The organism is Occultella kanbiaonis (genome assembly GCF_009708215.1).
Lineage (GTDB): Bacteria > Actinomycetota > Actinomycetes > Actinomycetales > Beutenbergiaceae > Occultella > Occultella kanbiaonis.
In genome coordinates, this window is sequence record NZ_CP046175.1 from 2487983 (window position 1) to 2514434 (window position 26452).

Annotated in this window: 25 protein-coding genes and 1 tRNA gene; 17 read left to right on the forward strand and 9 right to left on the reverse strand. The window is 70.9% G+C overall.

Annotation, left to right across the window (positions count from 1 at the left end; genetic code table 11):
• Nucleotides 1–70: 70 nt before the first annotated feature.
• The 10 genes from GKS42_RS11480 to der all read left to right on the forward strand — a co-directional run bounded on the left by GKS42_RS11480 (nucleotide 71) and on the right by der (nucleotide 8930).
• Complete coding sequence (locus GKS42_RS11480; protein ID WP_231955727.1) at nucleotides 71–916, forward strand: ParA family protein; 846 nt, start codon at nucleotides 71–73, stop codon at nucleotides 914–916.
• The gene (locus GKS42_RS11485) at nucleotides 900–1805 is read left to right on the forward strand and encodes a segregation and condensation protein A (protein ID WP_154793938.1); all 906 of its coding nucleotides are present in this window, start codon (nucleotides 900–902) and stop codon (nucleotides 1803–1805) included. The genes GKS42_RS11480 and GKS42_RS11485 overlap by 17 nt, the downstream gene beginning before the upstream one ends.
• On the forward strand, nucleotides 1802–2506 hold the full coding sequence (scpB, locus tag GKS42_RS11490; protein ID WP_154793939.1) for an SMC-Scp complex subunit ScpB: 705 nt from the start codon (nucleotides 1802–1804) through the stop codon (nucleotides 2504–2506). Before GKS42_RS11485 ends, scpB begins: the two co-directional genes overlap by 4 nt.
• On the forward strand, nucleotides 2503–3279 hold the full coding sequence (locus tag GKS42_RS11495; protein ID WP_154793940.1) for a pseudouridine synthase: 777 nt from the start codon (nucleotides 2503–2505) through the stop codon (nucleotides 3277–3279). The genes scpB and GKS42_RS11495 overlap by 4 nt, the downstream gene beginning before the upstream one ends.
• Nucleotides 3280–3287: 8 nt before the next feature.
• Nucleotides 3288–4325 carry a DUF2332 domain-containing protein gene (locus tag GKS42_RS11500; RefSeq protein WP_154793941.1) on the forward strand — a complete coding sequence of 346 codons (1038 nt, stop codon included), beginning with the start codon at nucleotides 3288–3290 and terminating at the stop codon, nucleotides 4323–4325.
• Between the two features lie 40 nt (nucleotides 4326–4365).
• A complete protein-coding gene (locus GKS42_RS11505; RefSeq protein ID WP_154793942.1) occupies nucleotides 4366–5490 on the forward strand; it encodes a prephenate dehydrogenase in 1125 nt (374 codons plus the stop codon).
• A complete protein-coding gene (gene cmk, locus GKS42_RS11510) occupies nucleotides 5487–6206 on the forward strand; it encodes a (d)CMP kinase (protein WP_154793943.1) in 720 nt (239 codons plus the stop codon). The genes GKS42_RS11505 and cmk overlap by 4 nt, the downstream gene beginning before the upstream one ends.
• The gene (locus tag GKS42_RS11515; protein WP_154793944.1) at nucleotides 6203–6937 is read left to right on the forward strand and encodes a lysophospholipid acyltransferase family protein; all 735 of its coding nucleotides are present in this window, start codon (nucleotides 6203–6205) and stop codon (nucleotides 6935–6937) included. The genes cmk and GKS42_RS11515 overlap by 4 nt, the downstream gene beginning before the upstream one ends.
• Nucleotides 6938–7032: 95 nt before the next feature.
• Nucleotides 7033–7305, forward strand: coding sequence for a DUF7218 family protein (locus GKS42_RS11520; protein ID WP_154793945.1), 273 nt, complete (start codon nucleotides 7033–7035; stop codon nucleotides 7303–7305).
• Between the two features lie 173 nt (nucleotides 7306–7478).
• Nucleotides 7479–8930 (forward strand): ribosome biogenesis GTPase Der, encoded by a 1452-nt coding sequence (gene der / locus GKS42_RS11525; protein ID WP_232848096.1) that lies wholly within the window; start codon nucleotides 7479–7481, stop codon nucleotides 8928–8930.
• On the opposite strand, the gene GKS42_RS11530 is transcribed toward der, so the two are convergent.
• Nucleotides 8927–9901 carry a DMT family transporter gene (locus GKS42_RS11530; RefSeq protein ID WP_154793947.1) on the reverse strand — a complete coding sequence of 325 codons (975 nt, stop codon included), beginning with the start codon at nucleotides 9899–9901 and terminating at the stop codon, nucleotides 8927–8929. The genes der and GKS42_RS11530 overlap by 4 nt on opposite strands.
• 83 nt (nucleotides 9902–9984) lie before the next feature.
• Between GKS42_RS11530 and GKS42_RS11535 the strand changes: the two genes are divergently transcribed.
• Nucleotides 9985–10881 (forward strand): LysR family transcriptional regulator, encoded by an 897-nt coding sequence (locus GKS42_RS11535; RefSeq protein WP_154793948.1) that lies wholly within the window; start codon nucleotides 9985–9987, stop codon nucleotides 10879–10881.
• A gap of 21 nt (nucleotides 10882–10902) precedes the next feature.
• On the opposite strand, the gene GKS42_RS11540 is transcribed toward GKS42_RS11535, so the two are convergent.
• From GKS42_RS11540 to GKS42_RS11555, 4 genes are all read right to left on the reverse strand, one after another.
• Nucleotides 10903–11904 (reverse strand): LacI family DNA-binding transcriptional regulator, encoded by a 1002-nt coding sequence (locus tag GKS42_RS11540; RefSeq protein ID WP_154793949.1) that lies wholly within the window; start codon nucleotides 11902–11904, stop codon nucleotides 10903–10905.
• Nucleotides 11901–13883: an aldo/keto reductase gene (locus GKS42_RS11545; protein ID WP_154793950.1), complete on the reverse strand. Its 1983-nt coding sequence runs from the start codon at nucleotides 13881–13883 to the stop codon at nucleotides 11901–11903. Before GKS42_RS11545 ends, GKS42_RS11540 begins: the two co-directional genes overlap by 4 nt.
• Nucleotides 13884–14026: 143 nt before the next feature.
• The gene (locus GKS42_RS11550; RefSeq protein WP_154793951.1) at nucleotides 14027–14761 is read right to left on the reverse strand and encodes a PIG-L deacetylase family protein; all 735 of its coding nucleotides are present in this window, start codon (nucleotides 14759–14761) and stop codon (nucleotides 14027–14029) included.
• A complete protein-coding gene (locus GKS42_RS11555; protein ID WP_232848020.1) occupies nucleotides 14758–15681 on the reverse strand; it encodes an oxygenase MpaB family protein in 924 nt (307 codons plus the stop codon). The genes GKS42_RS11550 and GKS42_RS11555 overlap by 4 nt, the downstream gene beginning before the upstream one ends.
• A gap of 93 nt (nucleotides 15682–15774) precedes the next feature.
• On the opposite strand from GKS42_RS11555, the gene GKS42_RS11560 reads away from it, so the two are divergent.
• Nucleotides 15775–15848 (forward strand) — tRNA-Pro (locus GKS42_RS11560).
• Between the two features lie 65 nt (nucleotides 15849–15913).
• Here GKS42_RS11560 and GKS42_RS11565 read toward each other — a convergent pair.
• Nucleotides 15914–16132, reverse strand: a complete 219-nt coding sequence (locus tag GKS42_RS11565; protein WP_154793952.1) for a KTSC domain-containing protein — start codon at nucleotides 16130–16132, stop codon at nucleotides 15914–15916.
• Nucleotides 16133–16376: 244 nt separating this feature from the next.
• Between GKS42_RS11565 and GKS42_RS11570 the strand changes: the two genes are divergently transcribed.
• The 3 genes from GKS42_RS11570 (at nucleotide 16377) to GKS42_RS11580 (ending at nucleotide 19325) form a co-directional block, all read left to right on the forward strand.
• On the forward strand, nucleotides 16377–16937 hold the full coding sequence (locus tag GKS42_RS11570) for a dihydrofolate reductase family protein (protein WP_154793953.1): 561 nt from the start codon (nucleotides 16377–16379) through the stop codon (nucleotides 16935–16937).
• The gene (locus GKS42_RS11575) at nucleotides 16934–18181 is read left to right on the forward strand and encodes a DUF4440 domain-containing protein (protein WP_168217813.1); all 1248 of its coding nucleotides are present in this window, start codon (nucleotides 16934–16936) and stop codon (nucleotides 18179–18181) included. The genes GKS42_RS11570 and GKS42_RS11575 overlap by 4 nt, the downstream gene beginning before the upstream one ends.
• Nucleotides 18182–18311: 130 nt before the next feature.
• On the forward strand, nucleotides 18312–19325 hold the full coding sequence (locus tag GKS42_RS11580) for a serine hydrolase domain-containing protein (RefSeq protein WP_154793954.1): 1014 nt from the start codon (nucleotides 18312–18314) through the stop codon (nucleotides 19323–19325).
• A 37-nt stretch (nucleotides 19326–19362) separates the two neighbouring features.
• On the opposite strand, the gene GKS42_RS11585 is transcribed toward GKS42_RS11580, so the two are convergent.
• The 3 genes from GKS42_RS11585 to GKS42_RS11595 all read right to left on the reverse strand — a co-directional run bounded on the left by GKS42_RS11585 (nucleotide 19363) and on the right by GKS42_RS11595 (nucleotide 23919).
• Nucleotides 19363–19866 (reverse strand): DinB family protein, encoded by a 504-nt coding sequence (locus GKS42_RS11585; RefSeq protein ID WP_154793955.1) that lies wholly within the window; start codon nucleotides 19864–19866, stop codon nucleotides 19363–19365.
• Nucleotides 19867–20017: 151 nt separating this feature from the next.
• On the reverse strand, nucleotides 20018–22186 hold the full coding sequence (locus GKS42_RS11590) for an ABC transporter ATP-binding protein (RefSeq protein ID WP_154793956.1): 2169 nt from the start codon (nucleotides 22184–22186) through the stop codon (nucleotides 20018–20020).
• On the reverse strand, nucleotides 22183–23919 hold the full coding sequence (locus GKS42_RS11595; protein WP_154793957.1) for an ABC transporter ATP-binding protein: 1737 nt from the start codon (nucleotides 23917–23919) through the stop codon (nucleotides 22183–22185). The genes GKS42_RS11590 and GKS42_RS11595 overlap by 4 nt, the downstream gene beginning before the upstream one ends.
• A gap of 303 nt (nucleotides 23920–24222) precedes the next feature.
• Here GKS42_RS11595 and GKS42_RS11600 point away from each other — a divergent pair, with 303 nt between their 5' ends.
• Nucleotides 24223–25158, forward strand: a complete 936-nt coding sequence (locus tag GKS42_RS11600) for an NAD-dependent epimerase/dehydratase family protein (RefSeq protein ID WP_154793958.1) — start codon at nucleotides 24223–24225, stop codon at nucleotides 25156–25158.
• On the forward strand, nucleotides 25155–26429 hold the full coding sequence (locus tag GKS42_RS11605; RefSeq protein ID WP_154793959.1) for an enolase C-terminal domain-like protein: 1275 nt from the start codon (nucleotides 25155–25157) through the stop codon (nucleotides 26427–26429). The genes GKS42_RS11600 and GKS42_RS11605 overlap by 4 nt, the downstream gene beginning before the upstream one ends.
• Nucleotides 26430–26452: the final 23 nt, after the last annotated feature.

Genomic DNA, 26452 nt, shown 5'->3' on the forward strand with positions numbered 1-26452 from the left:
GGGTCGCGGAAACCGAACGTGTGCGGCGCGCGCAGTTGGTGATGTCCGGTCAGGACAGTAGTTTGGCGGGGTGAGTACCGAAGCCTCCGACACCAGGACCGAACGCGACTTCCCGGTGCCCCAACCGTTGAACGGTCACGGTCCGGCTCGGATCATCGCGATGTGCAACCAGAAGGGCGGCGTGGGCAAGACCACCACCACGATCAATCTGGGTGCAACGCTGGCCGAGTACGGCCGCAAGGTGCTCATCGTGGACTTCGACCCGCAGGGCGCGGCGTCCGCAGGACTCGGGGTCGCCGCCCACGAACTCGACGACACCATCTACACGGAGCTGATGGCGGCGAAGCCGGACGTGCACCAGGTGATCCGGGAGACCGGGGTGCCGAACCTGGACCTGATCCCCGCGAACATCGACCTGTCCGCGGCCGAGGTGCAGCTGGTCAACGAGGTGGCTCGCGAGCAGGCCCTCGGCCGGGTGCTGCGCCCGATCACCGACGACTACGACGTCATCCTGATCGACTGCCAGCCCTCGCTCGGACTGCTCACGGTGAACGCGCTGACCGCCGCGCACGGCGTGATCATCCCGCTCGAGACCGAGTTCTTCGCGCTGCGCGGGGTCGCGCTGCTGGTCGAGACGATCGACAAGGTGCGCGACCGGCTCAACCCGCGCCTGCACACCGACGGCATCCTGGCGACCATGTACGACGCCCGCACGCTGCACTCGCGGGAAGTGCTGGCCCGGGTGCGGGAGGCGTTCGGGGACACCGTGTTCGACACGGTGATCACCCGGACGGTGAAGTTCCCGGACGCGTCCGTGGCGACCGAGCCGATCACCACCTACGCCCCGAACCACGCCGGCGCGTACAACTACCGCAAGCTCGCCCGCGAACTCATCTCCCGTGGCGACGTCGCCTGACGACACCCTCGCCGGCGACGCGCCCTCCGACGAGGCGGTGCGGCGGGCCACCTTCGAGGTGAGCCTGGTCAACTTCTCGGGCCCGTTCGACGTGCTGCTCTCGCTGATCGCGAAGCACAAGATGGACGTGACCGAGGTGGCCCTCGCCGTCGTCACCGACGACTTCATCGCGCACATCCGCGCGCAGGAGGAGTGGGACCTGTCCCAGGCGAGCGAGTTCCTCGTGATCGCCGCGACCCTGCTGGACCTGAAGGCGGCCCGGCTGCTGCCCCGGGGCGTGGTGGACGACGCCGAGGACCTGGAGCTGCTCGAGGCCCGCGACCTGCTGTTCGCGAGGCTCCTGCAGTACCGGGCGTTCAAGGAGGTCGCCGGGCACCTGGACGCCGAATGGGTCCGGATGGGCAGGTCCTACCCGCGCAACGTGGCCCTGGAGGCGCGGTTCGCGGCACTGCTGCCCGAGCTCGTCATGCAGGTGGGCCCTGCCGAGCTGGCCGCCCTGGCCGCGGCGGCGCTCGCCCCGAAGGCCCCGCCACCGGGCGTGGACCTCAGCCACCTGCACAACCCGGTCGTGAGCGTCCGGGAGCAGGCGGCCCACATCGTCGACCGGTTGCGCCGGTCGGGATCGCTGTCCTTCCGGGCCCTCACCGATGACGCCGACGGCACGAACGTGGTCGTGGCCCGGTTCCTCGCGCTGCTGGAGCTGTACCGGGAGAGCGCCGTCGCGTTCGACCAGGCCGACGCGCTGGGGGAGTTGACCGTGCGCTGGACCGGCGCCGACGAGGGGGACGTCACCGTCGAGGACGACTACGAGGACGGGCCCGTGGTGCCACAGGACGAGCCCGACCCGACCGGAGCGCCCGACCCGACCGGAGAGCAGGAGCAAGGATGACCGAGTTCACCACGGAGCCGAGCGTGGCCCCCGGCGCGCCCACGGCGGCGCCCACCGGGGTGGGCCAAGCAGGGCAGGACCCGCCCGCGGACGAGGGCTCGGCAACGGAGCCCGCCGCGCCGGCCGCAGCCGGTGTCCTGGACGCCCCGGGCGGGCTGCACGCGGCGCTCGAGGCGATCCTCATGGTCACCGAGACCCCGATCGCGGCCGCCCAGCTGGCCACCGTCCTGACCGTCCCCGAGGTCGAGGTGGCCGAGGCGCTCGCGGACCTGGTCGCCGACTACACCGGCGGCTCCCGGCCACGCGGCTTCGAGCTGCGTGAGGTCGCCGGAGGGTGGCGGTTCTACTCCGCGCCGGCGTTCGCCGTTGCCGTGGACGCGTTCGTGCTGGACGGGCAGACGGCCCGGCTCACCCAGGCCTCGTTGGAGACCCTGGCCGTGATCGCGTACCGTCAGCCGGTGGCCCGCGGTCGGATCGCGGCCATCCGCGGTGTGAACGTGGACTCGGTGGTGCGGACCCTGCTCACCCGTGGTCTGATCGAGGAGGCGGGTACCGACTCCGAGAGCGGGGCGATCCTGTACCGGACCAGTTCCTACTTCCTCGAGCGGCTCGGGCTCCGCTCGCTGGAGGACCTCCCGCCACTCGCCCCCTACCTGCCCGATATCGACGCGTTCGACGACATTGACGGAGCAACCCGATGACCCCCCGATCCCAGCGACCGAACAACCCGCCCAGAGACGTCCACGACCCCGACGGCGTCCGCCTCCAGAAGGTGCTCGCCGGCGCCGGCCTCGGCTCCCGCCGGGCCTGCGAGGACATCATCACCGCCGGCCGGGTCACCGTCGACGGTGTCCAGGTGCGCGAGCTCGGCGTCCGGGTGGACCCGACGACCGCCGTCATCCACGTGGACGGGGACCGCGTGCAGCTCGACGACAGCGTCGTCACCATCGCGCTGAACAAGCCCTTCGGTGTCTACTCGAGCATGCGCGACGAGCAGGGCCGCCCCGACCTCGCCCAGTTCGTGGCGGACCGCACCGAGCGGATGTTCCACGTCGGCCGCCTCGACGCCGAGACCGAGGGCCTGATCCTGCTCACGAACGACGGCGAGCTCGCGCACCGGCTCACCCACCCCTCCTACGAGGTCGCCAAGACCTACCTGGCCGAGGTCGACGGCCGGGTCGCTCGGGGCCTTGGCCGCCAGCTCATGGACGGCGTGGAACTCGAGGACGGCCCCGTGAAGGTCGACTCCTTCAAGGTGCTCGAGACCACCCCCGGTGCCTCCATCGTCGAGGTCGTGCTGCACGAGGGCCGCAACCACATCGTGCGGCGACTGTTCGAGGAGGTCGGCCACCCCGTGGTCAAGCTCTCCCGCACCCAGATCGGCCCGATCCGCCTCGGCCACCTCAAGGTCGGGCGAACCCGGGTCATCGAGGGACGCGAGCTCGGGTCCCTGATGTCCGCGGTCGGCATGTAGCCAGGCACGTGGAGACGCAGGCGCCGGACACCGCCGGCCTGTACCGCCGGTTCGCGCGGCTCGAGGCCCGCAGTTCCTCGCCCATCTACGAGGCACTCTGCCTCGCGATCGCCGAGTCGGCGCCGGCGCTCGCCGTGCTTGCGTCGCTGCCGCGCCACAAACGCCAGCCGAACCTGCTGCTCGGCGCACTGCGCTGGTTCGGGGTGCCCGTCGAGGAGCCGACGGCGGCCCTCGCCTTCGTCGAGGACCGCGCCGAGGACCTGCGCTGCTTCATGCTCTCCCACGCCACCCAGACGAACGAGGTGGCCCGCTGCGCGGTGATGCTGCCCGCCCTCGCGCTCGTGCCCGGCCCGGTGGCCCTGCTCGAGCTCGGGGCGAGCGCCGGGTTGTGCCTGCTCCCGGACCGCTGGTCCTACTTCTGGACCCGGCCCGACGGGAGCGTGGCGCGGCTCGGCTCCGGTGCACCCGAGCAGGTGGGCGTCGGCGCCCGGGTCAGCGGGCCGGCGCCGCTGCCGACCGTGATGCCGGACGTGGTCGCCCGCCTCGGCCTCGACGCGAACCCGATCGACGCCGCCGACCCGGACCAGCAGCGCTGGCTGGAGTGCCTGATCTGGCCGGAGCACACCGAACGGGCCGAACGGCTGCACGCTGCCCTGGCGGCGGCCGCCGCCGACCCACCCCCGATCCGGACCGGACTCTTCCCGGGCGACGTACCGGCCGCCGTCGACCACCTGCACGGGCAGGCACCCGGGGCGACGGTCGTGGTGCTGCACAGCGCCGCCGTCGCCTACCTGGACGCCGACGCACGCGCCGAGCTCGCCGGGGTGCTGGCCGGGCTGGACGTGCGCCGGCTCGGCCTGGAGGGCGCCCAGGTGACCCGTGACCTCGGCCTGGCAGGTGTCCCCGACGCCGACGGCCGCTTCGTGCTCAGCCTCGACGACCGCGTCCTTGGCACGGCGGATCCGCATGGCCGCGACCTGGACTGGTCCGAGGCCGACGGCCGGTACGCGGACCTGGACCGGCTGCCGAGCCGGTCGCACCGCTGATGCGCTTGGGTGGCCACCGCCGACGGTAGGGTGAGCCCTCGTGAACGCCGAGCCGAGCAACGTCGCTGCGACCCACGGTCCGGTCCGGATCGTCGGCGCTGGGCTGCTCGGTGCCAGCATCGGGCTCGGCCTGTCCGCGCAGGGGGTCCCGGTCACGCTCTCGGACGCTTCGCCGACGGCGCAGGCCCTGGCCCGGGATGTGGGTGCCGGCGCGATCGCACGGACCGAGGACGCGGTCCCCACGCTCGTCGTCGTGGCCGTGCCGCCCGACGTCGCCGCGCGGGTGGTGGCCGCCGAGCTGCGGGCGTACCCGGGCGCCGTCGTGACGGACGTCGCGAGCGTGAAGTCGGTCATCCTCGCCGAGCTCGCCGCGATGGCCTCCCTCGACCTGAGCCGCTACGTCGGGTCGCACCCGATGGCCGGCCGGGAGCGCTCCGGGGCCGGGGCGGCCTCCGCGGACCTGTTCGTCGGACGGCCCTGGGTGATCACCACCCGTGCGGGCCTGGACCCCCAGGCGCTGCTCGCCGTGCGGTCCCTGGCCGTGGACCTCGGCGCCGGCCCGGTGCAGATGACTCCGGCCGAGCACGACGACGCGGTGGCCCTGGTCTCCCACCTGCCGCAGCTGATGGCCTCCCTCACCGCCGGGCGGCTGGTCGAGGCACCGGAGGCGGCGCTCGGCCTGGCCGGCCAGGGCCTGCGCGACGTCACCCGGATCGCGGCGAGCGACCCGCGGCTGTGGTCGGCGATCCTGACCGGGAACGCCGCAGCCGTGGGTACGCACCTGCGTGGTGTCCGTGACGACCTGGACGGGCTGCTCGAGGCCCTGGACCGGGCCGCCGTCGACGGGCCGCTCGCACTCGGCGCGATCGCCGGCATGGCCGGCGTGATCTCCGCCGGCAACGACGGCGCCGCGCGGATCCCCGGCAAGCACGGCGGTCTGCGCAAGCGGTACAGCGAGGTCACGGTGCTGGTACCCGACGAGCCGGGTGAGCTCGGTCGGCTGTTCACCGAGATCGGCGAGATCGGCGTCAACATCGAGGACTTCCAGATGGAACATGCGACCAGGCAGAGAGTGGGGATGGCGATCGTGTCGGTGATCCCGGCGTCGGCTACGACGCTCGAGGTGGCGTTGGAGGAGCGGGGCTGGCGCGTGGTGGCGCCGTGACGGCGCTGGTGGTGGCGATCGACGGACCGTCCGGCACCGGCAAGTCCACGATCAGCCGGCGGATCGCCGCCGAGTTCGGCCTCGCCTACCTCGACACCGGCGCCATGTACCGGGCCGCCGCGTGGTGGTGCGTGCGCGAGGGCATCGACCTGGCCGACACCGCGGCCGTCGCCGCGCAGGTGCGTGAGCTACCCCTGCAGATCGGTACGGACCCGCGCGAGCCGAGCTTCGCCGTCGGCGGCGAGGACGTGAGCATCGTGATCCGCAGCACCGAGATCTCCACGATGGTCAGCGCGGTCGCCACGAACCTGGACGTGCGCGCGCAGCTGCAGGACCGCCAGCGTGCCGCGATCGCCGCCGAGCAGCGCCCGGACGGGTTCTCCGGCGGCCGCGGCATCGTCGCCGAGGGACGGGACATCACCACGGTGGTTGCCCCGGACGCGCAGGTGCGGATCCTGCTCCTCGCCGACGAGGCGGCCCGGCTCGCCCGCCGCGCCAAGGAACTGCACGGCACCACGGACTCGGCCGCACTTGAGGCCACCCGGGACCAGGTGGTGCGCCGCGACGCGGACGACTCCACCGTCTCCAACTTCACCACCGCTGCGGACGGTGTCCTGACCGTGGACACCTCCACGATGACCCTTGAGGAGTCCGTGGACACCGTGCGTGGCATCGTCACCCGGGCACTGGCCACGATCGAGGAGGAGGCCCGATGACGGAGCCGAAGGACGCCGGCGCCGCCAGGTCCGCGAAGCCGGCCGGTTCGCCCGGTCAGATCGTCACCCCGGACGACATCCGGCGCTGGGGCCCGGTGTGGTCGCGCCGAGTGGGCTGGATGCTCGCCCACGTGTTCTGGAACACGACGGTCATCGGGGCCGAGCACATCCCGCGGACCGGGCGGCTGCTGATCGCGGCGAACCACACCGGCGTCATCGACGGGCCGCTGCTGCACGGCGTCATCCCGCGCAGCTCGCACATCATCATCAAGGAGGAGATGTTCTCCGGGATCATCGGCTTCCTGATGCGCGGCGCGGGTCAGATCCCGGTGGACCGCAAGAACGGCCGGGCCGCCCTGCAGACGGCGCTCGCGCTGCTCAAGGAGGACCGGCTCGTCGGGGTGTTCCCCGAGGGCACCCGCGGGCGCGGTGACGTCAAGGAGACCAAGGCCGGGATCGCCTGGCTGGCGGTGCACTCGGGTGCCCCGGTCGTGCCGGCGGCGATCCTTGGCAGCCGGCCCACCGGCAAGAAGCCCGGGCACATCCCGTTCTTCCGGACCCGGTTGCACGTGGTGTTCGGGGAGCCGTTCGTCGCGGCCGACCCGGCCACCGGGAAGGGCCGCAAGGCCGTGGCCGAGGCGATGGAGACCATTCAGACCCGGATGAGCGAGCACGTCCACGCGGCGTCGGAGCTGACCGGCGTGGAACTGCCGGGGAGCACCGAGATCTGAGGTCCCCGGATGCGCCCGAGCCGCGGCGGGCGCACGCTGTAGTGACCCGGCGGGGCGAGACGCGCACCGCGCGGGCGGCTGCGGAGGGAGCAGGCATGCCTGGCAGGAAGAGTCCCGGACCGAGCGTGAAGGACCCCGAGCTCTACGAGAAGCTGCGTGACGAGGGCAACTCGAAGGAGAAGTCCGCCCGGATCGCGAACGAGGCGGCATCCTCGTCCCGGTCCACGGTGGGCAAGCGCGGCGGCAGGGCCGAGGACTACGAGGACCGGACCGTCCCCGAGCTGCGTGAGCGCGCGAAGGAGATCGGAATCGGGGGCCGCTCGAGGATGAGGAAGTCCGAGCTCATCGACGCCCTGCGCAACCACTGACGGCGCGCGAGGGCGGCGGACACGGCGGCGCGTTAGGTCATCGGGCGTCGAGCGGGAACAATGGGCGGGTGAACGAGCAGCAGAACGACCCGTCAGGCCCCGCCGACCTCCCGCGCGCCGCCGTCGACGACTTCGACGCGGCGGCGGCCGAGGAGCGCGACGAGCGTTACGACGTGGCCGACACGACCGACGATGTCCAGCGCGCCGACGCGCTCCGGGCCGGGCTGTCCGACTACGACCTGGACGAGACCGACCTCAGTCTGCTCGAACAGGGCGAGGGCGACGGTGTCGACTCAGGTGCCAAGGGACCGTTGCCCGTGCTTGCGGTCATCGGGCGCCCGAACGTCGGCAAGTCGACCCTGGTGAACCGGATCCTCGGCCGCCGTGAGGCCGTGGTCCAGGACGTTCCTGGCGTCACCCGGGACCGCGTCAGCTACGCGGCCGACTGGGCCGGACGGAACTTCACCCTGGTGGACACCGGCGGCTGGGAACGTGACGTCAAGGGGCTCGCCTCCCGCGTAGCCGACCAGGCGGAGATCGCGATCGAGCTCGCCGACGCAGTGCTGTTCGTGGTGGACGCCACCGTCGGCCCCACGGACACCGACTCCTACGTCGTGAACCTGCTCCGTCGGGCGAACAAGCCGACCATCCTGGTCGCGAACAAGGTTGACGACCAGCGCGGCGAGGCCGACGCGGCGATGCTGTGGTCCCTCGGCCTCGGCGAGCCGTTCGTGGTCTCGGCGCTGCACGGGCGCGGGGCGGGCGACCTGCTCGACGCCGCCATGGCGCTCCTGCCGGAGGTCTCCGAGGTCGGCACCCGGATCCCCGAGGGCGGTCCACGCCGGGTCGCCCTGATCGGCCGGCCGAACGTGGGCAAGTCCTCGCTGCTGAACGCGATCACGCGCACGGACCGAGTGGTCGTGGACAGCGTCGCCGGCACCACGCGCGACCCGGTGGACGAACTCGTCACGATGGGGGACCGGGCCTGGTGGTTCGTGGACACCGCCGGTATCCGGCGCCGCGTGCACCAGACCTCCGGCGCCGACTTCTACGCCTCCCTGCGCACCCAGGGTGCGCTGGAGAAGGCGGAGGTCGCCGTCGTGCTCGTCGACGCGAGCACCCCGATGACCGAGCAGGACATCCGTGTGGTGCAGCAGGTCATCGACGCCGGCCGGGCCCTCGTGATCGCCTACAACAAGTGGGACCTGATGGACTCCGACCGGCGCCCGTTCCTCGAGCGCGAGATCGAGCAGCAACTCGTCCAGGTGCAGTGGGCGCCGCGCGTGAACTTCTCCGCGAAGACCCGCTGGCACGTGGACCGGCTCACCCGCGCCCTGGACACGGCACTGGCCTCCTGGGACACCCGCATCCCGACCGGGCGTCTCAACGCGTTCCTCGGCGAACTGACTGCGGCGCACCCGCACCCCGTGCGCGGTGGCAAGCAGCCCCGGATCCTGTTCGCCACCCAGGCGAGCACCCGTCCGCCGCGGTTCGTGGTGTTCGCGAGCGGGTTCCTCGACCCCGCCTACCGGCGGTTCATCGAGCGTCGGCTGCGGGAGACGTTCGGGTTCGAGGGCACCCCGATCGAGATCAGCGTGCGGGTCCGGGAGAAGCGCAAGCGCTAGGGCCGCGAGGCCGTCCCACCGGGCTCGGGGACGCGCGCGGACCGGGCCGGCAACCTGGTCAGCGCCACACCGGCCAGGCACAGCACCCCACCGGCGAGCACCACGGCGGTGGGCACCTCGCCGAGGAACGCCCAGGACAGCAGCACCGAGCAGAGCGTGGCCACGTATCCCACCAGGGCGGCGCGTCCGGCGGGCAGGCGCCGCAGCGCGTAGGCCCAGGTGAGGAACGCGACGGCGGTCGGGAACAGGCCGAGGTAGACGGTCCCGGCCACGGCGCCGCCGGGGGTGGTGGGCAGCGCGGCCAGCAGCGCCGGCGCGAACGGGAGCAGCACGATCGTGCCCACCAGCGCGCCCAGCCAGGTGGCCCGCAGCCCGTCCAGGTCACGCAGCAGCACCTTCTGGATCAGCACGGACACGGCGTACAGCAGCGCCGCCAGCAACGCCAGGCCCAGGCCGGCCGGGTCCAGTCCGCCGGCCCCACGCCCACTCAGGGACATCAGCGCCACCCCGGCGAACGCCACCACCGTCCCGATCAGCACCGGGCGTGGGAACCCCTCGCCGAGGAACACGCCGGCTCCGACCGCGATCAGGATCGGCGCCGTGTTCACCAGCATCGCGGCCGTGCCGGCGTCGATGGAGCGTTCCGCAGTGTTCAGTACCAGGTTGTAGCCGCCGAACCAGAGTGCGCCGTAGAGGCCAACGAGCAGCAGCACCCGGCCCCGTGGCAGGCCGCGCAGGCCCCCGGCGCGCAGCGCCAACGGGGTCAGCGCCAATGCCGCCACGCCCACCCTGGCCAGCGCCATCGGGCCGGGCGCGAACTCCGCGCCCACCCCGCGGATCACTACGAACGCCGAACCCCACAGCAGGGCGGTGACTCCCGCGGCGACCAGGGCGAGCCGAGGGATCGAGGCACGGGGCGCCGTCGGGCGGGCACGTTCCGAACCGGTGCGCGTGGTGGGGGAGGCGACCATGGGCACCATCCTGCGACGCACGACCCGTAAGGACAAGCACGGCTTCCTGTACCACTCGTAAGCAGCACTGTAGTATCGCGAGCATGCTGGACATCCACCGCCTGCGCATCCTGCGATCCGTCGCGGCCACCGGCTCGGTCAGCGCCGCCGCCGCCCTGCTCGGCTACAGCCCGTCCGCGATCAGCCAGCACGTGACCGCGCTGCAACGCGAGACCGGCCTGCGCCTGACCGAACGGGCCGGCCGTGGCATCAACCTGACCGCGGCCGGGCGGGCCCTGGCCGCCGAGGCCGAGCACGTGATGGCCTCGCTGAGCGGGATGGAGTCGCTGGTCGCGGACCTGCGCGCAGGCCGGGTGGGCACGCTGTCCCTCGGCTACTTCAGCAGCGCCGGCACCGCCTGGATCCCCACCGTGGTGGCGGCCCTGGTGCAGGAGTTCCCCGAGCTGCGGGTGGACCTTGGCCTGAACGACGTGGGCGGTACGAACACCGCCGGTGCGGACGTGGAGATCGTGGTGGACGAGCAGTACGACGCGGTGCTCGGCGGCTACCGGGTGCACCCGCTGATGCGCGACGACTACGTCGCCATCCTGCCTAGGACGCACCCGGCGGTCGCGGTCGGGCAGGTCCCGCTGGCCGACCTCGCCGGGGAACGCTGGGTGGACAGCGACCCCTATGCCGGGTACTGCCGGCAGGTCACGATGAGCGCGTGCGCCGAGGCGGGCTTCACCCCGCAGTTCCGGGTGCAGGCACCCGAGTACGCCACCGCGATCTCGTTCGTGGCGGCCGGGGTCGGCGTGGCGGTGATGCCCTCGCTCGCCGTCGGGCTGCTGCCCCCGAACGTGCGGGCCGTGCCCGTCGTGGCGCCGGCGCCGTCGCGCCGGATCGGGGTCGCGGTCAAGGACTCGGCGGCTCAGCACCCCGCCGCGATCCGGGTCGTTGACCTGCTCAAGGAACAGGCCGGCGCGCTCACGCCAGCCTGACGTCCCAGCGTGGCGCGACGCTCACGTCGAGGCGCGGACCAGCAGGTGATGGGCCACCTGGGCGCGGGCACCCTGCAGCGGCACCTCGCCGGCGTACATGGCCAGGGCCATCCCGACGGCGGCCTCGGCCACGGCGCCCATGTCCACCGCGAGCGTGGTCAGCTCGGGGGAGACGAACCGGCCGAGGTTCAGCCCGTCGCAGCCGGCCAGGCGCACCTGCCCGGGCACGTCCACACCGGCCTCGTGCAACGCCTTCAGCGCGCCACAGGCGACGATGTCGTTGAAGGTCATGATGGCGTCGACGTCCGGATGCGCCTCGAGCAGGGCGTTCGCGCCGGCCACCCCGGAACTCAGTGACTTGGACGCGGCGCTGACCGTCGGGACCTGCACGCCGCGCGCCGCCATCGCCGCCAGGAAGGACTTCCCACGCGCGGACGGGAACCCCGGCAGGCCCACGTCGAGCAGCACCGGGCGCCGGGATCCCCGTTCGAGCAGGTGGTCGGCCATGGCGCCCATCGCGTCGCCCACGTCCATCTGGATGCCGCCGCCGTAGGTGTACTCGCCCATGTCGATGCGCACGAACGGGACCCCGGCGAGAACCTCCTGCGCCTGGGTGTCGGTCAGCGCCGGGTACCCGACCACCACGTCCGCCTGCTTGGCGAGGTCCGCGATGAGCGTGTACTGGTCCGCCGCCTTCGCGGTCTGGGCGAGGACCACGTTCCAGCCGCGGTCCCGGGCGCTGGAGACGACGGCGGACGCCAGTTGCGGGTAGTACGGGTTCATCAGGTCGTCGACCACGAGACCGACGGTGCGCTGGGTGTGCCCGACCAGGCCGCGCCCGAACCGGGACGGGCGGTAGGCGAGCTCCTTCGCGGCCGCGAGCACCCGCTCCTTGGTCGCCTCCTTGATGCCGGGCATGTCGTTCATGGCCCGGGTCACCGTCTGCCGGGACACCCCGGCCGCCTCGGCCACGTCGATGATCGTGGCCGGGCGGGACCCGGGCCGGTCGGCTCGCGCGTTCATGGCGTGTCCGAGCGCAGGTCCAGGTAGTCCACCTGCCCCGGGGTGAGATCGATGGCGAGAGCCTCCAGGGAGGAGCGGGTCTCGGCGATCGTGCGCGGCCCGATCAGCGGGAACGTCGGGAACGGCTGGTGCAGCACGAAGGCGAGCGCGATCGCGGTCGGGTGCACCCCGAACTCCTGCCCGAGCTCGCGGGCGCGCCGCAGCCGCTCGAAGTTCTCGTCGCTGTAATAGCAGCGCACGAGCTCGGCGTCGGAGCGGTCCTCCGGATCGGCGCGGGCGAAGAACCCGCGGGCCTGGGAGGACCACGGCAGCAATGGCGTCCCGGTGCGGGTCAGCCACGCCTTCGACTCGGGGTCGGTGGCGTGCCGGCAGCCCGCCCACGGCACGTCGTAGGCCTCGGCGAGCCCGAAGTGGTTGCTCAGCACGCTGAAGCCCTGTCGGCCGTTCGCCGCGGCGTAGGCGTTCGCCTCCTCGAAGCGCTCGATGGTCCAGTTGGACCCGCCGAACACCCCGATCCGGCCCGCTCTGGCGTGCTCGTCGAGGACATCCACGAACTCCCCGACCGGAATGTCCGGGTTGTCCCGGTGCATCATGTAGATGTCAGCGCCGTCGATGCCGAGCCGGTCCAGCGAGGTGAGCAGCTGGCTGCTGAGAGCCTCAGGATTGCAGTTCGGGCTGTGCGCGCCCTTGGCGATCACGACCACCTCGTCGCGCACGCCACGGGTGGCGAGCCAGCGCCCGAGCAGGGTCTCCATCCGGCCACCGCCGTACTGGAACGCGGTGTCGAAGGCGTTCCCGCCGGCCTGGGCGAAGTGGTCGAACATCGCGGCGGCATGGGGGAGGGTGCGCTGGTTGTCGCAGCCCATCACCACGCGGGAGATGTCCTTGTCCACGCCGGGGATGCGGCCGTAGCGCATGGCGTCGCGACCGAAGGTGAGCGGCGCACCCGAGACGGTGCGGATCTGCGCCTCGTCCCGTTCGAACGGATAGGTCAGACCGATCTGGGCGCGCCAGTCGTCGAGGACCCGGGCGTTGCCGAGGGAGTCCGCCAGGCTCATCCGAACGACCTCACCCGTGCCGACCGCCTCCGCCAGGGCATCCGCCTCGAGAGCGTAGGGCTGGTGCCCGTCGAACGTCTCGGTGACCGGCTCCTGCCCGACGACGGCGAGCGTCAGCACGTTGTCGTCGGCGATCGTCCAGGGGTTCTTCAGGCGGATCTGGCCGGCTGAGCCGTGGACGGTGAGCGCCACGTCGGCGAGTCGTACGCCGGTGCGCACCGACGCCGTCGTCCCGTCGGCGAAGGTCAGGTCGGCGACGGCCCAGGTGTCCACGCCGTTCTCGACGGTGCCGGCCGCCCTGACCTCGACCGGGTCCGCGAACGGGGTCCCGGCAGCGGCGCCTGCGATGGCGCGGGCGTAGGAGACCGGGTAGCCGCCCACGTCGAGGATGCCGCCGCCGGCCAGATCCGGCTCGAACAGCCGGCCCTCGGTGGATCCGGTGGCGAACGCGAACGCCGCGTCGACGTGGCGCAGTTCGCCGATGGCACCGGCGGCGACGAGCTCGAGGACCCTGGTCGTCTGCGGGTGGAACCGGTACATGAACGCCTCGAGGAGCACTTTGCCGCTGGTGCGGGCGGCGTCGGCCATCGCCATGGCCTGCGCATGATTGGGGGCGAGCGGCTTCTCGCTGAGCACGTGCTTGCCGGCGGTCAGCGCGGCGATCGCCAGTTCGGCGTGTGTGGTGTGCACCGTGGCGATGTAGACGGCATCCACCTCGGGATCGGCGAGGATCTGCGCGTAGTCGCCCGTGCGCAGCTCGCCGTGCGCAGCGGCGAACTCCTCGGCGAAGGTTCTGGCCCGGCCCGGGTCCGAACTGCCGACTGCGACGAGGGTGCCGTGGGCGCTGGCCGAGAGCTGGGTGGCGAAGCGACGGGCGATGCGGCCGGGGCCGAGCACGGCCCAGCGAACGGGGGAGGTCATGGGGGAGATCACCTTTGAGACTCGGGAAACGACGGTTCGGCAAGCACGCGGACCAGCATCGGGACGCTGACCTGGTGAACGTTCACGCTAACGTGCTCCCCGGCGACCGGACAAGGGTTTTGACGGCGATTGTCCGTGTGTTTTCAGTCGTCGGAGCCGAAACCTAGCCCGATCACCTCGAACGTGGTGCCGTAGCGCGTGCCGGTGGCCTCGCCGCCGGCGGTGCCGAGCCCGGTGAGGAACTCCTCGGGGTCGAAATGCCAGGAGAGCCCGTCGATGTAGGCCCGGTGCTCGGAGAGCGACGCGAGACCGGCGTCGAAGGTGTCGGTGGTGTCGACGCCGTGCGTGGCGTCGGGGGAGCCGGCCACCCAGACCTGGCGGACCCCGCTCCACGGTTCGAGACCATCGGTGAGCTGGTCGTGGAACACCCACCGGTTGCCCGCGTCCCGGACCGCGTCCAGCGTGGCGCGCCCGGTGGCGATGTGGTCGGCCTGGTTCAGCCCGCCGCCGGGGAAGGACTCGGCGAAGTTGATGGTGATGACGATCTCCGGCCGGTGTTCGCGCACGACCTGCGCGATCGCCCTCCGCAGGTCGACGCCGTACTCGAGGACGCCGTCGGGCAGGTGCAGGAACTCCACCGTGTCCACCCCGACGGCGCGCGCGGAGGCGACCTCCTCGGCCTCGCGCAGCGGGCCGGACTCCTCCGGGTGGATGCCATCGATGCCGGCCTCGCCCGAGGTGACCATGCAGTAGACGACCTCCTTGCCCTGGCGGGTCCACCGGGCGATCGCGGCGGCCGTGCCGAACTCGAGGTCGTCCGGGTGCGCCACGACGGCGAGCGCCTTGGTCCAGTCCTCGGGAATCGGGGGCAGCGTCATCGGGACTCCTGGGTGTCGTGGCCGGCCGCAACCGGGTTGCTGCCCGGGTTCGGCGGGGGTGCGGGGTTACGCATCGGCTCGGCGTCGGTGAGCCAGCGGAGCCCGGCGGTGCCGATCCGCCCGCCCAGTAGGGCGATGCGGTCGCGCCGGGGGTGGTCGGGTAGCCGCAGCGGCTCGCGTGCCCAGCGAGGCAGGGTCGCGACGGCGGCGCGGCCGAGGAGCCAGTACGCCGGCCTGACCGGGCGGGGCAGCGGCGCATGCCGGAGCAGGAACTGGGCCACGTCGGCCGCTGCCGGGGTGCCCTGCAGTTCCGGGCGGAACGCCTCGATCGTGGCGGTCAGGCCGGCCCGCGTGGTCGGCACGTCGACCGCGCCGAGCCGGGTCGCGACCTCGCCGGCCTGCGCCACGTACTCGTCGTACTGCGCCGGGGTCAGGTGCACGCTGCCGAAGTGCTCGTGGGCGACGAGGAAGGAGTCGATCTCGGCGACGTGCACCCAGGTGAGCAGGTGCGGGTCGTCCGCCCGGTAGGGCCGCCCGTCCGGGGCGGTGCCATGGACCCGCTTGTGCACGGCCTGGACGATCCGGATCGCCCGCTCCGCGTGCTCGATCGTGCCGTAGGTGGTCTCCGCGATGTAGGTGGCGGTCCGTGCCAGCCTCCCCCAGGTGTTCTCCCGGTAGTCGGAGTGCTCTTCGACGGCGGCCATCGCGAGCGGGTGCAGCGCCTGCAGCAGCAGCGCCCGCATCCCGCCGATGTACATCGACTCGTCGGCGTGCACCACCCGGATCGGCGACCCCTGCGGGAACCACCTCGGCCCCGGTGTGTGGTGGATGCGGCGCTTCTGCTCGGTGCCGTCCGGTCCGGCGACCTTCTCCAGCAGGGAGTGGCTGAGCCGGTTCCGCAGTCCTGTGATCTGTCCCACGGATCCAGTCTGCATCATGGATCTGACAGTTGTCGGATTCGGATCCGCGCCCCGGCTGCGGTAGTCTCGTCCAGGCCCGTTCACGCGGGCCGGCGGGCTGTGGCGCAGCTTGGTAGCGCACTTGACTGGGGGTCAAGGGGTCGCAGGTTCAAATCCTGTCAGCCCGACAGAAGGAAGGCCAGACGGCGTCAGCCGTGCTGGCCTTCTTCTGTCGCGCTACACCCTCATCGGGTCAGCTGTCGAAAACCTCGCGGCCCGGGTAGTGGGGTTTGACGAAACGGTTGACGAACGCGCCGATCGACTTCGCCGCGAGAAGGTCCCGATGGACCGAGGGCGGCACCATCGCGTAGCGGTAGAGGTCGCCACTGATGTACTCGATGTCGAGTTCGTTCGTCGCGGGGTCGTACCCGACGGAGGCGACCGCCTCCGACCTCACCTGATCGCGTCTCACCGGTACAGCCTGCGCCGTGAGGTCGCTCCGGGCAAGGCCGAGTGCGCCGAGACTCGTCAGCGGGGTTCGACAGGGCGCTCCAACGGGGTCCCGGGTTGCGGGTTGCGGCCCACACCGTGATTCCCGGCATACGTTGGTGGGCGTAGATGCTCCTACCCTCCTCGACGGATGCCGACCGCCCCACCGGCTCCTATCGTGAGCGCACCACGGGACCGCGCCGATCGAAAGGAACAGGCTCCCGACCATGCGAGACGTAGTGGTGTACGAACTGCTCTCCCTTGATGGCGTCGCCGAGGAACCGGGCGATTGGATGCACGACAGCGACCGGCCGATCTTCGACAATCTCGGCGGCATCATCGAGCGTCAGGACGACATTCTGCTCGGGCGCGGTACCTACGACTACTGGGCGGGCTACTGGCCGACGTCGGACGTCGAGCCGTTCGCGAGCTTCATCAACCGGACACCCAAGCACGTCTTCACCTCCTCGCCGTTGGATCAGGAGTGGGCGAACACGCACGTTGTCGATCGCCCAGCCACCGAGTACGTCGCGGAGCTCAAGCGCAGAGAGGGTGGTGACATCGGTGTTCACGGCAGCATCACGCTGGCGCAGTCGCTCCTGGCGGCCGGCCTGGTCGACGAGTTGCGGTTGGTGGTCTCGGCGGCGATCGCCGGGAGTGGGCGGCGGCTGTTCGACGGGGTGGGCCGCCATTCCAGGCTCGAACTGGTGGCTGCGGAGCACACGCCGAAAGGTAGCCTGCTCCTGACCTACGGCCGAAGCGTGCCACCCGAGGGGACCCGAGGATGACCAAGACCACCCACACCCTGGACGTGCCCGGAGCGGTGCTCACCTACGACATTCGTGAGCCGAGCCGGCCGGGCGACCACCCGCCCCTGTTCATCTTCGGCTCACCGATGGGAGCATCCGGCTTCGAGCAGCTGGCGCTGCACTTCGACGACCGCGTCGTGATCACCTACGACCCACGCATGACGGAACGCAGCCACCTCGAGGAGGGTGGCACGGTGACCACGGAGATCCACGGTGATGACCTCCACCGCGTCGCCGAGGCAGCCGGTCTCGGACCCGTCGACGCGTTCGGGTCGAGCGGCGGGGCCGTGTCCGCGCTGCCGTGGGTGGTGCAGCACCCGGACGAGTTCCGCACGTTCGTCGCGCACGAGCCTCCCCTTGCGGTGCTGCTGGAGGACGCCGACGTCCTCCTGAAGGTCAACGCGGATATCGTCGACACCTACCGGCGCCGCGGATTCGGCCCCGCGATGGCGAAGTTCATCCAACTGGTGAGCCACCCGGGCCCCTTGCCGTCGGACTACCTGGACGGGCCCGACCCCGACCCGGCGCAGTTCGGACTGCCCACCGAGGACGACGGATCCCGAGACGACGCCCTGCTCGCCTACAACATGGCCATGCCGCCGTACACCCCGGACGCGGCGGCACTGGCCTCTTCTGGAGTGCGGATCGTGCCGGCCGTCGGTGCCGAGGGCGAGGGTGCCATGGCACGGCGCGGCGGCGAGGCCTTCGCGAGGTTGTTGGGCATCGCGCCCGTCACCTTTCCTGGTGACCACGGTGGCTTCGCCGCCAACGAGTGGACGCCGGACAATGACCCGGCGGCGTTCGCCGCCACGTTGCGTCAGGTGCTGGACGACGGTGGTCGGACCGTCCCCTCGGATGGCTCACTGGCCGCGGCCGAGACCGAGCTGCAGCGTGCCCAACTGGCGGGCGATGTCATCGCGCTGGAGTCCTTGCTGCATGCCGACGTCGTCTACATCGGCCCTGACGGAGCCGAGTCCGGCAAGGCACAGGACCTGGAGTCGCATTCCTCCGGGCAGCTTCGCCTGACCAGGCTGGAGCCGGTCCGAAGCGTCGCCCGTCAGTTCGACTCGGTGGGGGTCACCCGGACTCAGGTCAGGATCGCGGGTCGCGCGGGCGACCAACCGTTCGAAGCGGAGATGGTCTACACCCGCACCTGGCTGTTCGAAGACGGCGGGTGGCGGGTGATCCAGGCGCAGGGCATCAGCGTTGCGCGTGAGCCGTGAGCCGCTGGTGGCAGCAGCGATATTCGATGGCGTCACGGACCGGCCACGTGACAGGTTTGCTCCGAAACGCGTAACGAACCGCCGTTGACCCGACGGGTTGATGCCACCTACGAACAGCACGGAGCCTGTGATGCAGATCGACACCGGCGCGCTCGACGACGCCGTCGCCAAGGCGACCTTCTCGGGGGTGGTGACGGTGGACGTCGCCGGCCAACGCACCTTCGAGCGGACCGAGGGGTTTCTGCACCGAGCGCTCGGCGTGCCGATGACCGCCACGGCCCGGATCGCGATCGCGAGCGGCAGCAAGTCGTTCACCGCCCTCGCGGTGATGCGGCTGGTCGAGGACGGTGCGCTGCGGCTCGACCAGCTGGTCCGCGACCTTCTCGGTGACGACCTGCCGCTCATCGATAGCAGCGTGACGGTCGAGCACCTGCTCACCCATACCTCCGGCATCGGCGACTACCTCGACGAGGAGGCCGACTGGGACGCATCCGACTACGTGCTCACCGTGCCGGCGCACACGCTCACGACCGCCGTCGCCTTCCTCCCGCTGCTCGACGGACACGAGCAGAAGTTCCCACCAGGCGAGCGGTTCTCGTACTGCAACGGCGGCTACATGGTGCTCGCGGTCCTGATCGAGCGGCTCACCGGCGAGACGTATCACGACGTGGTGCGGCGCCTGGTCCTCGCCCCTGCCGGTCTCGAGGCCACCGACTTCCTGCCGTTGAACGCGCTGCCGGCCGATGCCGCACCCGGGTACGTCTTCGACGACGGCGACCTCGTCAACACGCTGCACCTGCCCGTGCTCGGAAACGGGGACGGCGGAGCGTTCACGACGGCAGCCGACCTGCACCGGTTCTGGCTGGCACTGCTCAACGGTCGCATCGTCTCCAGAGCCGGCGTCGAGGCGATGACCCGCCCGCGGCACGACGTGCCCGACGAGGGAATGCGCTACGGCATGGGATTCTGGCTGCACCGGACCGCACCGGCGTTGGTCCTCGAGGGCTACGACGCCGGCGCGTCCTTCCGCTCGACGCACATCATCGAGTCGCAGACCACGGTGAGTGTGCTCGGGAACAGCACCGAGGGGGCCTGGCCGGTCATCGGGGCGTTTGCGGCGATCATCGACGCCGAACTCGGCTGACCCAGGACGCCAGCTCCAGCGGCATGCGACCGCACGGTCACAGCGTGAGTTGCCTGCGGTGGTGCTCGAAGTGCTGGGTGCCATAGCGGTAGACGTCCAGGACGCTCATGGTGGGAGTGAAGTAGGGATCCCAGCTGGTCGGGAAGTGCATCGTCAGAGCCAGCGTGCCGGGGCTCGCGGTTCGGAGCTGACGCTGCAGCGCATCGATGGTGCGATCCATGAGGATGCCGACGGTTCCGGCGGGCAGGAGCTGGCCACCCAGGCAGGAGCCGAGGTAGTTGACCAGGTGGAACGGCCCGCGGCAGGCGTCCAGCGAGGCGGCGAAGCGCCGGCTCCACCCGAGCCGCCCGAGCACGCGCACCAGGGGGACCAGGGTGCGGACGATCACATAGCCGAACACCATGTGGTAGAGCAACTGCCGGTTGGTCCACCGGGTTCCGGCGGACCGACGTCGCAAGCTCTCGGCGGACGCCTGCGCGACCAGGTCGTGGAAGGTGCGTCGGGCACGCTCCAGCTCCTGCTCGACCTGGCGGACGTCCATGGCAACGGCATTGTCCCTCGCAGGCGCCACGGATGCGATGTCGGGCTTCCTGGTACCGCGGGCAGAACCCGCCGGCCCACGCGCTGACCACGATCCGGTCGCCGGGCCGGGGGGTCGGTCCCACCGGGGGTGGGTACCGACCCCGAGCCCGTCAGCTCTGTGCCGGCGCTTCCTCGGCGGCCTCCGGCCCCATTCCTTGCGCCGCTTCGCCGACAGCAGCCAGTTCGCCCTCCGGCTGCTCGTGACCACCGAGGAACTGCGTCATGTAGAGGTCGTAGTACGCCCCCTTGTCAGCGATCAGCTCGTCGTGCGTGCCGCGCTCCACGATCCGGCCGTCCTCCATCATCAGGATGGTGTCCGCGTCGCGGATCGTCGACAACCGGTGCGCGATGACGAAGCTGGTCCGGTCGGTGCGGAGCGCGTTCATCGCGTGCTGGACGAGCAGCTCGGTGCGCGTGTCCACGCTCGAGGTCGCCTCGTCGAGGATCAGCAGCGACGGGTTCGCGATGAACGCACGCGCGATGGTGATCAGCTGCCGCTCGCCGGCAGAGATCGAGCCACCCTCGGCGCTCACCTCGGTGTCGTAGCCCTCGGGGAGCTGACGCACGAACCGGTCGACCATCGTGGCCTCGGCGGCAGCGATGACCTCCTCGTCCGTCGCGTCCAGCCGGCCGTACCGGATGTTCTCCATGATCGAGCCCTGGAACAGCCACGTGTCCTGCAGCACCATGCCCACCTGACTGCGCAGGGCGGCACGGCTGAGCTTGCGGGTGTCGACGCCGTCGATCAGGATCCGGCCGCCGTCGAGCTCGTAGAAACGCATCACCAGGTTGACCAACGTGGTCTTCCCGGCACCGGTCGGGCCGACGATCGCGACCGTCTGACCCGGCTGGACCGAGAACGAGAGGTCCTCGATGAGCGGCGAGTCCTTGCTGTAGGAGAACGACACCGCCTGGAACTCCACGTGCCCGTCTGTGCGCTCCGGCAGGTGCGCTTCGTCGCTGTCCGGGTCCTCCTCCTCGGCATCGAGCAGTTCGAACGTCCGCTCCGCCGACGCGACGCCCGAGATCAGCATGTTCGCCATCCCGGCGATCTGACCGAGCGGCTGGGAGAACTCGCGCGAGTACTGGATGAACGCCGTCGCGTCGCCGATCGTCAGCGTGCCCGACGCGACGCGGAGGCCACCGGCGACCGCGATCAGCACGTACTGCAGGTAGTTCACGAACTGCATCGCCGGCATGATGATGCCGCTGACGAACTGGGCGCCGAACGAGCTGGAGAACAGGCCGTCGTTGCGCTTGTCGAACTCCTCGAGCATCTCCTTGTCGCGGCCGAACACGCGCACCAGTTCCAGGCCGGAGTAGGACTCCTCGATGTGCCCGTTCAGCTCGCCGGTGCTCTTCCACTGCTTGGTGAACAACTTCTGCGACTGGGACCCGACCACGCCGGCGATGATGGCCGACAACGGCAGCGCGATCAGCGCCAGGAGCGCGAGCTGCCAGCTCACGATGAACATCATGATCCCGATGCCGATCACCTGGAGCGCGGACTGCACCAGCTGGCTGAAGGCCTGCTGCAGTGCCTGCTGCATGTTGTCGACGTCGTTCGTGACCCGCGACATCAGGTCGCCGCGCTGCCGGGTGTCGAAGTAGGACAGCGGCAGCCGGTGGATCTTCTCCTCGATCTGCCGGCGCAGGTCGTAGATGACCTTCATGGTGAGCGCGTTGAGGATGAAGCCCTGCGCCCACATGAGGATCGACGCGACCACGTACATGACGAGGACGGTCAGGATCAGCCGGGCCAGCAGGGCGAAGTCGATCCCCATGCCGGGCACGATGCCCGCGGCGCCGGACAGGACGTCGGCGAACCGGTCCGCCCCCGGGTCGTCACTGGACCGCAGGATCTCGATGATCTCCGCGAGGGACATGCCGGGGAACTGGTCGTCCAGCTGTCGGCCGAGGGCGCCGTCGAAGATGACGTCCATGGCCTGGCCGAGCACCTTGGGCGCGATCACGGTCAGCACCACCGACGCGGCCACCAGCACCACGACCAGGGCGAACCGCACCCGGTGCGGTCCGAACAACCCGAACAGCCGCTTCGCCGAGGGCCAGAAGGCCTTCGGCTTGCGCGCGGGTGCCCCCTCGCCGAACATCCCCATGTCGGCCTCGCCGGGGGTGAACTCCTCCAGTTCGTCCTCGGGCGCCTCGGCCACGGCGACGGCGGAGCCCGGCTTCGTGGTCGCCGCACCCTGGCCGTCGGCCGGGTCGACGCGGTTGTTGTTCACGTTCGGGTTCTCCTCGGAACGCTTGCGGGGGCTCATCGGGCGGCCTCGATGCTCATCTGGGACTCAACGATCTCGCGGTAGGTCTCGTTGGACTCGAGCAGTTCGTCGTGCCGGCCCTGGCCGACCACGGCGCCGTCGTCGAGGACGACGATGTTGTCCGCCTCCGAGATCGTCGAGATCCGCTGGGCCACGATGATCACGGTCGCGCCGCCGGTGGCGTCGTCGAGCGCGGCCCGGAGCCGGGCGTCCGTCGCGACGTCGAGGGCCGAGAACGAGTCGTCGAACACGTACACCTTCGGCTGGGCGACGAGCGCGCGAGCGATGCACAGGCGCTGCCGTTGACCGCCGGAGACGTTCATCCCGCCCTGCGCGACCTTGGCATCGAGCTCGCCGGGTTTGTCACGGACGAAGTCGGCGCCCTGCGCGACCTCAAGTGCCTGCCACAGGTCCGCGTCGTCGGCCTCGGTGTTGCCGAACCGGAGGTTCGAACCGATGGTTCCCGAGAACAGGTACGGGCGCTGCGGAACGAGCCCGACCAGCCCTGCGATCTGGTGACGGGTGAGCGAACTCACGGAGACGCCGTCGATCGTCACCTGTCCCGACTGCGGGTCGAAGAGCCGCGGGATCAGCTTGACCAGAGTGGTCTTGCCCGCTCCCGTCGAGCCGACGATCGCCGTCGTCGTGCCGGGCTCGGCGACGAAGCTGATGTCGTCGAGGACCGGAAGCTCGGCGCCCGGGTATCCGAAGGTGACGTGGTCGAAGACGACCCGACCGTTCGCCGGGAAGTCCTCCGTGCCCCGCTCGCGGACCGGCATCGAGGTCTCGGTCACGAGCAGCTCGTCGATGCGCTCCGCGCAGACCACCGCTCGGGGGATCATCATGACCATGAACGTCCCCATCATCACGGCGACGAGGATCTGCAGCACGTACTGCAGGAACGCGCTCAGCTGACCGACGTCCATCTGGCCGGCGTCGACCCGGTGCCCGCCGAACCACAGCACGGCTGCTGTCACGATGTGCAGCACCATCATGATGATCGGGAACATCAGCACGAAGACGTTGCCGACCTTGACCGACGTCTCGGTGATCGCAAGGTTCGCGTCGCGGTACCGGTCCTCCTCGAACGGCTCGCGCACGAAGGCGCGGATCACCCGCAGGCCGACGATCTGCTCGCGGGTGACGTCGTTGATGCGGTCGATCCGGTCCTGCATCAGGCGGAACAGGGGGAGCAGGATCCGCACCAGGAAGCCCACGATGATGAACAGGGCGGGCACCGAGACCCAGACCAGCCAGGACAGGCCCGGGTCCTCGCGCAGGGCCATGATGATGCCGCCGATGCACATGATCGGCGTCGACACCATGAAGTTCAGGGTCATCAGCACGAGCATCTGGACCTGCTGCACGTCGTTGGTGTTGCGGGTGATCAGCGAGCCAGTGCCGATCGAGGAGATGTCCAGCGCGCCGAGGCTGTCCACCTTGCGGTAGATGTCGCGGCGGATGTCGCGGCCGACCGCCATCGCGGTCTTGGCGCCGAAGTACACGGCGGCGACGGCGGTGACGGCCTGGACACCACACCAGATCAACATCTGCCGGCCGAGATCCCAGATCAGGTCGACGTTGCCGGTGCTGACACCTTCGTCGATGATCCGGCCATTGAGGCTGGGCAGGTAGAGCGCGGCGATCGTGGAGATCAGCTGGAGGACGACAACGGCGGCCACCCAGCGCTTGTAGGGGGAGGCGTACTGAAGGGAGAGTCGAAGCAAGGTCATGAAGGGTGCTCCCGAGAGGTGAGGTTCGAGCCGTCGTCGAGGTTAGATCAGGGGTCCGACATCGCGCATCGTCATATTGGATGATCCCTGCCTTCCGCGGGCGCGGGAGCGTCCGGGTCGACCGGCCCGAGCCCGCAGCCGTGCGCGCAGATCCGGGCCCGACACGACCAGCAGCATCGGGCTGGCGCTTTCGCAATCTTCGTTCCAGGTCTTGACATGTAGCGCCAGGTAACGCCATGCTCATCTGCGAAAGCACTTTCGCAAGCACGTCAAGACCTGAGCAACGCTGCTGAAGGGATCACTGTGAACTCGTCCGAGTCCCTGGACGCCTGGTCCGACCTCTCGGTCGTCCGACCCGGACGGGTCCTGGTCACCGGCGCCGACGGCCTGATCGGACGAGCCGTGGTGGCCGCGCTGGTGGAGGCAGAGGTCGGCGTCACGGCGCTGTCGCCGAAGTGGGACCGACCCAGCCCTGCCGACCGGATCGTGACCGGTGACGCCACCGAGGTCGACGACGTCTCCGAAGGTCTTGCCGACGTCGATGCCGTGGTGCACCTGGGCGCGATCGCCCACCGCGATCTCGCGCCGCCCTACGAGGTGTACCGGACGAACACGAGCGCCACCTTCAACGTGCTCTCCCAGGCCGGGCAGCGTGGCATCTCGCGGGCGGTCATCGCGAGCAGCATCAACGCGTTCGGCGTGCCGATGAACCACCACGACGTGCAGCCCGCGTATTTCCCGATCGACGAGGAGATCCCGACCCAGATCGACGACTGGTACTCGCTGTCCAAGCGCAGCGACGAGCTGACCGCCGCGATGGCCGCCAGCCACTGGGGCATCGACGTGCTCGCCGTCCGGCTCCCGCACGTGGCGTCCCTTGAGAGCCTGCGCGACTACGCGGCGCAGGTGGCGCTGGCCCCGGAGCGCCTGGTCCGGGAGGGCTGGTCCTACCTCGACCTGCGCGACGCCGTGCGCGTCCTGCTGCTCGGTCTGGTCGTCCCCTTCGACGGCGCCCATGTGATCGCGGTCGCAGCGCGGGACACGCTTCTCGCGACCGACGCGACCACCCTGCTGGACCGATACGCCCCGGGCGTGCCCCGCCGTCGGGCCTTCACCGGCCGCGACAGCCTCATCGACACGACCCGAGCGGCGAACCTGCTCGGCTTCAGCCCGCGTCACTCGATCCACGCGTCCGAGGGCTCCGGCCCGGCGCCCGCACCCGTCGGAGCCCCGCAATGACCACCCAGACCGTCGAAGCCGCCGCCTTCAGGCAGCCGTGGGAGGCGCCCGCGGACGTGCGGATCACCGGGGTGCGCGCCATCGTGACCGCACCCGAGGGGATCCCACTGGTGGTGGTCCGGGTGGACACCTCCGACGAGGGCCTGTACGGGCTCGGTTGCGCAACCTTCACCCAGCGCTGGCGCGCGGTCGTCAGCTTCGTCGAGGACCACCTCGCGCGGCTCGTGATCGGCCGGTACCCGGGTGACATCGAGGACCTCACCCGGCTGGCCCGGTTCTCCGCGTACTGGCGGGAGGGCCCGGTCGGCAACAATGCCATCTCCGGGCTCGACCAGGCCCTCTGGGACATCGCCGGCAAGCGGGCCGGACTCCCGGTCCACGAACTCCTCGGCGGGCGGGTGCGGGCTGCCGCGGACACCTACATCCATGCCGGTGGTGCGGACATCGAGGCGACGCTCGACCAGGCCGAGGGGTTCGTTGCGGCCGGGTGGCGGCACGTGCGCCTGCAGGTCGCCCAGCCGGGTGCCGGCAGCTACGGGGCACCGAGGTTGGGCACCGTCACGGACGCGACCGCGCCCTACCCGCGGGGCTGGCGGGTCTCCGAGTACCTGCGCCGGACGCCGCAGCTGTTCGAGGCTGCGCGTGAGCGGCTGGGGGAGGACGTCGAACTCCTGCACGACGTCCATTCGAGGCTGGACCCGAAGCAGGCGGTCACGCTCGCGCGGGCCCTCGAGCCGTACCGGCTGTTCTTCCTCGAGGACGTGCTGCCGCCGGAACACTGGGATGCGCTGCCCCAGGTCCGGGCCGCGTCCCCGGTGCCGATCGCGGTCGGCGAGCTGACCACGTCGATGACCGACGCCACCCGGCTGGTCCTGGACGGGGGAGTCGACCTGATCCGGTCGCACGTTTCCATGCTCGGCGGACTCACTCCCGCGCGGAAGCTGGCTGCCGCCGCCGAACTCGTCGGAGTGCGCACCGCCTGGCACGCCCCGGGGGACACGTCCCCGATCGGGGCTGCGGCCAACGTCGCCCTCGACGTGACGTCGGCCGCGTTCGGGATCCAGGAAGGGCACCTGTACCGCGAGGCGGTACACGAGGTGTTCCCCGGAACGCTGCGGATCGAGAACGGCTGGCTGCGGCCGAACGAGGCGCCCGGATGGGGCATCGAGATCGATGAGAGTGCCGCAGCCCGATTCCCGGCGGAACTGTCCAGGCACGACGAATGGGCCGCGCAGGTGCGCGGCCTCGACGGGGGGCTCATCGCCCCCTGACCTGCTTCACCTACCCAACCCTG

Coding starts and splice junctions, on each gene's coding strand:
- GKS42_RS11540 (WP_154793949.1), bottom strand. CDS start 11,904: ATGAACGCGCGAGCCGACCGGCCCGGGTCCCGCCCGGCCACGATCATC.
- scpB (WP_154793939.1), top strand. CDS start 1,802: ATGACCGAGTTCACCACGGAGCCGAGCGTGGCCCCCGGCGCGCCCACG.
- GKS42_RS11520 (WP_154793945.1), top strand. CDS start 7,033: ATGCCTGGCAGGAAGAGTCCCGGACCGAGCGTGAAGGACCCCGAGCTC.
- GKS42_RS11595 (WP_154793957.1), bottom strand. CDS start 23,919: ATGACCTTGCTTCGACTCTCCCTTCAGTACGCCTCCCCCTACAAGCGC.
- GKS42_RS11570 (WP_154793953.1), top strand. CDS start 16,377: ATGCGAGACGTAGTGGTGTACGAACTGCTCTCCCTTGATGGCGTCGCC.
- GKS42_RS11530 (WP_154793947.1), bottom strand. CDS start 9,901: ATGGTCGCCTCCCCCACCACGCGCACCGGTTCGGAACGTGCCCGCCCG.
- GKS42_RS11575 (WP_168217813.1), top strand. CDS start 16,934: ATGACCAAGACCACCCACACCCTGGACGTGCCCGGAGCGGTGCTCACC.
- GKS42_RS11535 (WP_154793948.1), top strand. CDS start 9,985: ATGCTGGACATCCACCGCCTGCGCATCCTGCGATCCGTCGCGGCCACC.
- GKS42_RS11550 (WP_154793951.1), bottom strand. CDS start 14,761: ATGACGCTGCCCCCGATTCCCGAGGACTGGACCAAGGCGCTCGCCGTC.
- GKS42_RS11495 (WP_154793940.1), top strand. CDS start 2,503: ATGACCCCCCGATCCCAGCGACCGAACAACCCGCCCAGAGACGTCCAC.
- GKS42_RS11545 (WP_154793950.1), bottom strand. CDS start 13,883: ATGACCTCCCCCGTTCGCTGGGCCGTGCTCGGCCCCGGCCGCATCGCC.
- GKS42_RS11605 (WP_154793959.1), top strand. CDS start 25,155: ATGACCACCCAGACCGTCGAAGCCGCCGCCTTCAGGCAGCCGTGGGAG.
- GKS42_RS11590 (WP_154793956.1), bottom strand. CDS start 22,186: ATGAGCCCCCGCAAGCGTTCCGAGGAGAACCCGAACGTGAACAACAAC.
- GKS42_RS11585 (WP_154793955.1), bottom strand. CDS start 19,866: ATGGACGTCCGCCAGGTCGAGCAGGAGCTGGAGCGTGCCCGACGCACC.
- GKS42_RS11515 (WP_154793944.1), top strand. CDS start 6,203: ATGACGGAGCCGAAGGACGCCGGCGCCGCCAGGTCCGCGAAGCCGGCC.
- GKS42_RS11580 (WP_154793954.1), top strand. CDS start 18,312: ATGCAGATCGACACCGGCGCGCTCGACGACGCCGTCGCCAAGGCGACC.